The 9,729-nt window shown below is 49.5% G+C and carries 9 protein-coding genes; all 9 read left to right on the top strand.

The window, feature by feature from the left end:
* The 9 genes from E1963_RS13485 to E1963_RS13525 all read left to right on the top strand — a co-directional run bounded on the left by E1963_RS13485 (position 1) and on the right by E1963_RS13525 (position 9,562).
* Complete coding sequence (locus E1963_RS13485; RefSeq protein WP_132278847.1) at positions 1–444, top strand: hypothetical protein; 444 nt, start codon at positions 1–3, stop codon at positions 442–444.
* A 39-nt stretch (positions 445–483) separates the two neighbouring features.
* Complete coding sequence (locus tag E1963_RS13490) at positions 484–828, top strand: hypothetical protein (RefSeq protein ID WP_132278850.1); 345 nt, start codon at positions 484–486, stop codon at positions 826–828.
* A 220-nt stretch (positions 829–1,048) separates the two neighbouring features.
* Positions 1,049–1,600, top strand: a complete 552-nt coding sequence (locus E1963_RS13495; RefSeq protein ID WP_262201315.1) for an aspartate/glutamate racemase family protein — start codon at positions 1,049–1,051, stop codon at positions 1,598–1,600.
* 202 nt (positions 1,601–1,802) lie between these two features.
* Positions 1,803–3,407: a response regulator transcription factor gene (locus E1963_RS13500; RefSeq protein WP_132278853.1), complete on the top strand. Its 1,605-nt coding sequence runs from the start codon at positions 1,803–1,805 to the stop codon at positions 3,405–3,407.
* A gap of 9 nt (positions 3,408–3,416) precedes the next feature.
* Complete coding sequence (locus E1963_RS13505; RefSeq protein WP_132278856.1) at positions 3,417–4,466, top strand: sensor histidine kinase; 1,050 nt, start codon at positions 3,417–3,419, stop codon at positions 4,464–4,466.
* Positions 4,441–5,859, top strand: a complete 1,419-nt coding sequence (locus tag E1963_RS13510) for a sugar ABC transporter ATP-binding protein (protein ID WP_132278859.1) — start codon at positions 4,441–4,443, stop codon at positions 5,857–5,859. The genes E1963_RS13505 and E1963_RS13510 overlap by 26 nt, the downstream gene beginning before the upstream one ends.
* Before the next feature lie 128 nt (positions 5,860–5,987).
* Complete coding sequence (locus tag E1963_RS13515) at positions 5,988–6,974, top strand: substrate-binding domain-containing protein (RefSeq protein WP_117772588.1); 987 nt, start codon at positions 5,988–5,990, stop codon at positions 6,972–6,974.
* Positions 6,975–7,058: 84 nt separating this feature from the next.
* On the top strand, positions 7,059–8,540 hold the full coding sequence (locus E1963_RS13520) for a sugar ABC transporter ATP-binding protein (RefSeq protein ID WP_132278862.1): 1,482 nt from the start codon (positions 7,059–7,061) through the stop codon (positions 8,538–8,540).
* A 20-nt stretch (positions 8,541–8,560) separates the two neighbouring features.
* The gene (locus tag E1963_RS13525; RefSeq protein ID WP_117772590.1) at positions 8,561–9,562 is read left to right on the top strand and encodes an ABC transporter permease; all 1,002 of its coding nucleotides are present in this window, start codon (positions 8,561–8,563) and stop codon (positions 9,560–9,562) included.
* Positions 9,563–9,729: the final 167 nt, after the last annotated feature.

Below are 9,729 nucleotides of genomic sequence, written 5' to 3' on the forward strand. Positions count from 1 at the left end.
GTGGTCCATGCGCTGACAGAGGCGGCTTACACGATAGATACAGTCCCTACGGTCGTCTATTATCCGACGGCTGAAGGATTTTATGCGGACCCTCCGCAGCCGGTAGCTGACGCTATCGCAGCAGCGGACGTATGGATCGAGCTGACTTATGCATCTATTATGCACGGGCCGGCTTACCGCAAGGCGGTGGATGAGAACGGCGCGTGCTATATCTGTGCGACGGGGCTGGATACGGAGATGTTAGTAAACTGTATCGGCAAAGTGAATGTGGATAAGGTGATTGAGCTTGGAGGATATTTCAAATACCGTCTGGAGAAGGCACAGAATATCCAACTGCTCTCCAAGCAAGGCATGGATCTTAGAGGCAGCATGGGCGGGCGCAAGGTTCGCCACTCCGGAATCAAGGCATCAGAGAAAGGGTATCCGGTCATGCTGACCGGTTAGACGATCTGTATCGACTTCAAAGAAGGTCGCGTCGTAGACGTGACAGGAGGTGAAGAAGCGGACATCTATAGGAACTGGCTGTATTCCTTCCACGATCCGAATATGCTCTGCCTCGCACATTACTCACAGGGATTTAATCCGGGAGTCAGAAAGGTGACCGGGCGTATCGTGGAGAATGAAAGGGTGTTCGGCTGTATGGAATTTGGAATCGGCAGCCAGGGAATCAAGATTGGCGGTGCACACTGGAGCGCTGCTTCGCATTCAGATGGAACTGTTCTGCGCCCTACGATTATATTGGATGGTGAAAAGCTGGAGGAAGACGGCGTGTTTGTAGATCCTACTGCTAAGAAGCTCTGCGCGGAACTGGGGATTGCAGGATACTAAGATGCGAATTTGCTAAGATGTTAAGCACAGATGAGGAGAACATATGGGGAAAAGGCGGATTTTATTTTTAAAAGCAGTTGCATACAACGACTTAAATCCGATGATTCAGTCTTATCTGGACAAATATCGGGACGAGGATACGCAACTTGAAGTACGAAGTCTAAAAACAGGTCCGAAGCATTTAGAATACCAGTATTATTAGGCCATTGCAGGAAGCGGCATCTTAGAAGAAGTGCAAAGGGCAGAAAAGGACGGGTTCGATGCAGTTATCATCAGCTGTTTTGACGATCCCTTTTTGTACCTGTCACGGGAAATCAGCCAAAAGATAGTCGTTACAGCACCCGGCGAAGCCAGCATGCATCTGGCCGCCATGCTGGGAAACCAATTTTCTGTCATCGTAGGAAGAGATAAGTGGATTCCCCAGATGAAGGAGAATGTGCACAGATACGGGCTGGAAAGTAAGCTTGCGTCCTTCCGGAGCCTTGGCATGGGGGTGCTTGAGTTCCATCAGGATGAAGAAGAGACAGTCAGACGGATGAAACGGGAGATACGCTCGGCAATTGAAACAGACCGGGCAGAAGTCATCATCCTTGGCTGCAGCATGCAGTTCGGCTTCTATGAAGAACTCCAGGAAGAATTCCAGGTACCGGTCATAGATTCCATGGTCGCAAGCCTGAAACATACGGAGTACCTGCTTCAAGTGCGGGAACAGACTGGCTGGTGCTTCAGCAGGCGGGGACTGTATGAGCGGCCTCCGGAACAAGAGATGTAAGAGTGGGGGTTAAATTAAGATCCTAATTAGGGACGGAGGAAAATGAATTTTCCTCCGTCCCTAATTCGATTCAGGGTGTCCCCATTTCCATTCGGGGTGTCCCCCAGTGATTCCCGTGTTGCCTATTGATTTTTAAACCATTATAATATAACATAATAAATTAATGTTGGTGCCAGAGAGTATGAGATGAAAGGTGTTTGAAATGCAGAATAGAAAATGGCGTGTACTGATTGTGGACGATGAATTTAGGATTGGGATGTTGATCAAGAAGCTGATCAAGTGGGACGAGTATGATATGGAGTTTGTGGATGCTGTCGATAATGGAGAGGCTGCGTTTCAGATTATCAAGGAGAAACGGCCGGACATCGTGATTACGGATATCCGGATGCCGAAGATAAACGGGCTGGACCTGATCTGCATGACACGGGACATAAGCCGGGACATCAAGTTCGTCGTCATAAGCGGCTATAAGGAATTCGAGTATGCGCACCGTGCGCTCCAGTATGGGGTGGATGATTATCTGCTGAAGCCGATCAGTGAGGACGAGCTGGACAAAGTGCTTAAGAAGATACACAAGGAATTTATGCAGAAGGAGCGCCAGCTTCAGGAGAGGCAGGAGCTTCAGGAGAAGGTTACGGAGAGCAGGCAGATTATCAAGCGCGACTTTTTGAAAAATATAATCGAGCAGGATGACGAGGTCGAGATGGACGATGCCAGAGTAGCGCTTGAAGGTGAAGTCTACCGGGGGATTGATATCAAGCTCGACTATGTCGATTACAGCAAGAGCGACAGGAAGCAGGACAGGCTGACGGTGGAGCGGGTTGTCTCCATCGTGGAAGGGATTCTGAAGGAGGTATCGGAAGAGGTGCTCATATGTGAAAAGGAGAACCTGCATATCTACTGCCTCTTCAATTATGATTACAGCAGGGCCAAGCTTATCAAGAACAGTATCAACGACATCCTGTCGGAGATAAAAGATTACCTGATGGGGTTTGAACAGTATGAGGTGACGATCGGTGTCGGGACAGAGAAGACAGACTTCGCGGGGATACGTTTTTCTATCAAAGAATCCAACCGGGCAGTCGGCAACCGCATCAAGATGGGAACCGGGCGGCTCATCTACGCCGATACATTGTCAGGCGGGGGAACTGCCTCGCAGGACAATCCGGTGGAACAATACAGGGAGGCTTTCCTGGCGAGCCTGAAGGTATATTCCAGAGATAAGATGGAACAGTGCCTGAATCAGATATACAGCAGCTTTATGCTGCGGGATGATATCGACTTCTCAAAGTGCTATACGGTTGCGGAGGAGCTGGTCGAACTGTTTTTCGGTTATATGGATCTCCATCAGGAAGAGTCCCGCCAGCTTCGGAAAAGGCTTGGCGGCAGCTGCCAGCACTGCTACTCCGTCACGCAGCTTAAGAACCTGCTGAAGGCGGAGCTGGGCAGCTATCTGGATATGAACCGGGAGGCCGCCGAGGACGAATCCGTCAAGCCGGTACGCCAGGCAAAGCAGTATATCGAGGAACACTATAATGAGAAGATAGTTCTGGAAGACATCGCCGAAGTCATAGGACTGAACCCGGTCTATTTCAGCGTCCTGTTCAAAAAAGAGACCGGCATGAACTTCAGCGCCTACCTTATGAACGTGCGCATGGAAAAAGCGAAGGACATGCTCTGCAGTACGAACGAGACGATAGCCGCCATCGGCGAGAGCGTCGGATACAAGGACTCCAGGTATTTCAGCCAGACATTTGCCAAAGTAGTCGGAGTGAAGCCGGCCCTTTACCGCAAGCTGCACTCTTAGGAGGAGAATATGAAACTGGTCAAAAGATTAAGTACTGTGATAATATGTGAAATCGCCTTCCTGCTCCTGCTGTTTACGTGTATCGAAAGATACGGATATTCCAGGGCCGTGATACCGGCAGCCATGCTTTTCCAGGCAGGAGCCATGATCTATCTTACAGCAGCTGTTCTGATTCCATTTAAAAACTTTGCCGAGACGCTCGACTATTTTGCGGAAAGAGACAGTTCGGAAGAAGAAGACATCGAAAGAGAACTGGAGCAGGTGGCAGGGCGTGTCCCGTATATGGAACAGATCGGGCGGCTTGCCGAACGGTTTGCCAAGCGGCGTACGAGAAAGAGCTCCGCGAAGATCTTCGACAAGCAGACAGAGCTGACGGCCCTCCAGAGCCAGATAAACCCTCATTTTCTATATAATACGCTGGAATCCATCCGGGGACAGGCTCTGATGGATGACAATTTTGAAATCGCAAAGATGGTGGAAGCGCTCGCCGCATTTTTCAGATACAGCATAAGCGGGAAAGGAAATCTTGTCACGCTGCGCGATGAACTTGCCAATATCAACAATTATATGCTCATACAGCGGTACCGTTTCAACAACCGATTTTCCATGGAGATCATTATAGATGAGGAAGATGAGGCTGCCTATGACTTCCTTATCCCGAGGCTGATCATCCAGCCCGTAGTAGAAAATGCCATTTTCCACGGGCTCGAAGAGAAGCTGGAAGGAGGCAAGGTTATCATCGAAGTCATCGTCACAGAAAGCAACCTGATCGTCACCATATCAGACAATGGCAAAGGAATAGACAGCAGGGAGCTGAAGGAGCTCAACGCCAGGATACAGTCCCAGGATATGCAGCTGGATGACGGCGGCAGCAGGCAGCGGAACACAGGAATCGCGCTGCCGAATATCCACAAGCGGATCCAGCTGCTCTTTGGAGAAGAGTATGGGGTAAATGTATACAGTACCGTCGGCCAGGGGACGGATGTAGAGATTACGGTCCCGGCCGGATATGAAAGGGGCGGTGGATTGGAAGATGAAGAAAGAAATACTGCGGATTAACAGTCTGAATTATACATATGCGGGCAACAGGAAGCTGGAGAACATCTCCATGTGCATACTGGAAGGGGAGAGCGTCGGCTTCCTCGGACTGACCTATTCGGGCAAGGATCTGCTCGTCCGTCTGTTGTGCGGCGAGGCGGAGGCCGACATACGGGGGCTCAACATATATGTGGACGGGGCCAGGATGTCAGACCAGGAGGAGCTGGCCCGGTACGTATACCGTATCGCGGCATCGAATTATAAGATTGATGACTGGACGGTAGCAGAATATATAGGGCTTGTAGATTCCGGATGGTTCCAGATGCTCTGGAACAGGCGGCGGCTGGAAGAAGAGACGGATGCATATTTTAAAGAGCTCGGCATCCCGTTCGATGTCGCCCGGAAGCTGAAAGAACTGACTGAGCTGGAAAAAAGGATTGCAGATATGGTAAAAGCCAGAAGGCACGGGGCCAGGATCGTCATAGTGGAGGACGAATTCGAGGGGATGCGGCCGGAATCGATCGGGGAATTCGCCCGTATCATGAAGAGGCTGGCCAGAGAAAGCATGGCTGTCATCGTAAACAGCCATTCCGATATGGTCTTATCCATGCTGTCAGATAAATATATCATCATGAAAAAAGGACGGATTGTGAAAAAGTGCAGGACGGACTATATACAAGGCAGCAGACATCTGGAAAAGTTTCTGCTCGGCGGCACGATCAAATCCAAAAAGCAGGACATGGACAGCTATGCGCTGGAACAGAGCGAGGAAAAAAAGACGGTGTACCGGGTGAGAGGTCTGGAGCTGAAAGACGGAAGGAAAGGAGACTTCAACTTCTCAAGGGGAGAGGTCGTCACGTTCCTTGTGCTGGACGGCAGAGAAAAGGAGAGGCTCTTCCTCGTGCTGTCAGGAAGGCAGCCGGGAAGGGACATTTACTGCAACATCGATTCGCGCGAATATGCGTCCGGCGATTTCAGCGGATTCGTACGGGGCAAGGTCGTGTCTGTCATGCATATGGGGAGCAAAGAAGAAGTGTTCACGCATATGTCCGCAGGGCAGAACCTGCTGCTCCCGTCACTCGGGAAGATTTCTTCCGTAGAGTATATCGCATCATCCGGAAGGATATCAAAGATGCTGAAACATAATATGGACAGTGATGCCATGATGCCGGACATGGAAGCGGGCGACCTGGAAATCAACGATCTTATCAGCATAACGCTTGAGCGCTGGTACATATATAATCCCAAGGTGCTCGTCCTCTTCGAGCCATTTGCACAGTGCGACGTATACGGGGTGTCCATCGTAAAATCATACATCAAGAAGTTTGCGAACAGGGGAACAGCGGTAATCATACTGAAGTCCAGAGAAGAGTATGTAGAAGATATCTCGGACAAGATCATAAGCCTTGATTAGACATTCTGGTCAACGCCTTAAAATGTTCACACTTAATCTAAATCCTGTCACATTGGAATCTGAATTTCCCCCATGTATAATAAAACCATTCCAAGAGGGAAAGAACTAACATAAAGGAGGAAATGTACATGAAAAAGAAAGTTTTATCCGTTCTGCTGGCAGCAGTCATGGTTACTGCGCTGCTGGTAGGATGCAACTCCGGAGAGCCTAATAAAGAATCAGGGGGAGAGGCGAAGAAGGGCGAGGACCTGACATTCGTCGTCGTACCTAAATGTGTCCATGCCTGGTTCGATGAAGTCAACAAAGGTGCACAGCTACAGGCAGATGCGTTGTCCGACCAGCTCGGTGTGGAAGTAAAGATCGACTACCGCGCGCCGTCCAAGTCAGACGTGGCCGAACAGAACTCAGTCATGGAGCAGGCGGCTGCGACGAAGCCGGACGGTATCGCTGTCGACCCTGTAGACTATGAAGGAAGCAAGGCCGTAATAGAAGAGATCCAGTCTCAGGGCATACCGGTCGTACTCTTTGACGCACCGTCACCGGAAGGCAGCGGCCTCACAAGTGTCGGCAATGATTTTAAAGAGCAGGCGACGATAGCCGCAGACAAACTTGCAGAACTCATTGGAGAAGAAGGTAAAGTTGCAGTGATGCAGGGATTCCCGTCTGCACCGAACCATGCAGAAAGATACCAGGCACATCTGGACGCGCTGAAAAAATATCCAAATATAGAAGTGATTGACGGCGGTATTGACAACGACAATGTAGAAGAAGCCCAGTCCCAGGCAGCAGCTGTTCTTGCAGCCAACCCGGATCTGAAAGGCTATCTGAACTGTGATGCCTGCGGCTCCGGCGTGGCGGCAGCTATCGAGGAGGCAGGAAAAGCAGGTGACGTTACATTCGTTGCGATGGATAACCTGATCGAGATCCTTGATTACGTCAAGAGCGGAACGATTTCCGCGACATCTTCCACAATACCTCAGATGCAGGGTTCTATGGCAGTTCTGATGATGTGGCAGCAGTCTATCGGAATCGAAATTCCACAGAAAGTTGACACAGGTATTGCATACATTGATGAGACGAATATCGATGAATGGATCAAAACTGTAAGTGAATAACAATCAGAATGACTAGAAATGGGGGGCTTGTGACTGGATTAATTCAAGTTACTCGCCCTTCGTTTTTTTAAAAGGAGCATGTCTATGAAAGTATTAGAGGCACAAAATATTACGAAATTATTTCCGGGCGTAGTCGCTCTTGACTCGGTAGATGTATCCTTTGATACGGGAGAGATCCATTGCGTCATCGGAGAGAACGGTGCGGGGAAGAGTACGCTGATCAAGTGTCTGACAGGCGTGTATGAGCCGGAAGAGGGGCAGGTCCTGATAGGCGGGGAGGACGCGCTGAAGAACAAGGTGCTGTTTGACAAAGTGGCATACGTGCCCCAGGAGATAGATCTGTTCGGCTATATGTCTGTTGCGGAAAATCTGTTCCTTCCATATGAGAAATCCGGCCTCAAAGGAATTGTAAACCAGAAAGAATTAGAGAAGAAGGCGGTTCCACTGCTTGAGAAGTTCCGTATACCGGTAAAGCCGGATGAACTTGTGAAGGATATATCCGTATCCGCACAGCAGCTGCTGCAGATTGCGAGAGCCACCGTCCATGAAGATTATGAAGTGCTGATGCTGGACGAACCGACGACCAGCCTGACGACGAGCGATACACAGATATTATTTGACATTGTAAAAGAGATTAAAGCAGAAAATAAAGCGATTATATTCATTTCCCATAAGCTGGAAGAGATATTTGCCCTCGGCGATGTACTGACAGTATTCAGAAATGGTAAGAAAGTTGCTTATTCCAAATTGGAAGAGATAGATATACCGTGGGTAATCCGGCAGATGACCGGCCGTGAGCTTGATCAGGAGCAGGTATTTTATTCTGACAAGGTATCGGAAGAAGTGCTTCTGGAAGTCGAAAGCCTGACAGGGGAACGGTTCACGGATGTGAGCTTCACTTTGAAAAAGGGAGAGATCCTGGGATTTTCAGGATTGGTGGGGGCCGGCAGAAGCGAGCTGATGCAGGCTATCTTCGGTTACCTTCCCGTATACTCGGGCAGTGTGAAGCTGGATGGCGAGGACTGGAAACTGGGCGATACGAATTATTCTGTAAACCACGGGTTTATCTATCTTCCGGAGGAGAGGAAGAAGCAGGGGATACTCCCGGTCCTGTCCATCCGTGAGAACATATCTGTCTCAGCCCTTAAGGACTTGACGAGCGGACTTGGCATCTCCAAGAAGAAGGAAAACGAACTTGCGGGCAGGATCATAGATACATATGATGTAAAGACACCGGATGCAGAGAAAGAGATTCAGTTCCTGAGTGGGGGCAACCAGCAGAAGGTCATCATCGGACGTTCCATGTGCTGCAGCCCGAAGGTGCTTGTGTTCGACGAGCCGACGAAGGGGATTGATGTCGGCACGAAGGCAGAGATATACCGTCTCATGAAGGAGCTGGCAGAGGAAAAGGGCATCGGCATCATCCTCATATCCTCAGAGATGGAAGAGATCAAAAAATGTTCCAACAGAATCATTGCATTGTACGAAGGGAAGAAAGCCGGAGAGTATGATGCAGAGGCGGATAAGGAAGCAATCCTGAGTGCTATTATTGGAGTAAATTCTTAGAGAAAGAGGAGTCGTTAATTATGAATAAAGAGAAAACAAAGACAAACAACGTCTTCGTAAATGCGTTGAAGAAAAGTAATATGACAGCTATCGGCGTCGTATTGTTATTGATGATTATTATCGCAAGTGTAGCTTCTCCGTATTTCCTGGATATGTATAACCTGCAGTCTCTTATCAGAGACCTGGCTTTTATCGGCATGATAGGTATCGCCCAGTCACTGCTTCTGCTCATCGGCGAGCTGGATCTGTCGGTCGGGAAGATCGCGTCCCTGTGTGGTATCCTTGCAGGTATGATGATGGTGAATTATGGCATCAATCCGTGGCTTGCGCTTGCGCTTGCGCTGCTGCTCGGTCTTGTGTTCGGCTGTATCAACGGGCTTATCATTACTAAGCTGAGGCTGAATTCCATGGTAGCCACGATTGGTATGCAAGGGGTATACGGAGGCATCAACCTTGTGCTGACAAAAGGAAAAGCAATCACTGGGATTCCGGAAGACATCTACATACTCGGCAAAGGGAACCTCGGCCCGGTACCGTTCCCGTTCGTGTTCTGCGTGGGGGTGCTCATCCTTATCCTGTTCATGGTGAAGAAGACAAAGACCGGACGCTATATCTACGCCATCGGCAACAGCCGCGAGGCAGCAAAGATTCTTGGCATCAAGGTGGATAAGATCAGGGTGATGATATACGCTATCGTCGGGCTCATATCTTCTCTGGCGGGCATCCTGTATGTGGCAAGGCTCGGTTCCTCCCAGTCTGCTATCGGTGAGAACTGGCCGATGAACTCTATCGCCGCATCTGTCATCGGTGGGGTATCCCTGACAGGCGGTATCGGCAATCCGGCGGGCGCGCTCATAGGCGCGGCGATCATTAGCATCATCCAGAACATGATCGTGCTGTTCGGCGTCAACGTATACTGGCAGTCAGCCGTCAGCGGCATCGTAGTCGTCATCGCCATATCCTTCAGCTCTATTTCAGAGATTATGCGGGAGAGAAAGCAGAGAAAGATAAAGCTTGGCTAAGATTCATATATGGGCTGCACAAAGTGCGGCCCTTGTTCGGAAAGCCTGCTAATAAAAAGTCAAGCACTTTTTGAAAAATTTTTGTGAAGTGATTTTATGGCACAACTCTAAGACCGCCTCATCAGCCGGTCAAAAAGAAAGTCGTAATAGATGGAATGATTATTCGT

It is taken from the genome of Extibacter muris, from assembly GCF_004345005.1.
Classification (GTDB): domain Bacteria; phylum Bacillota; class Clostridia; order Lachnospirales; family Lachnospiraceae; genus Extibacter; species Extibacter muris.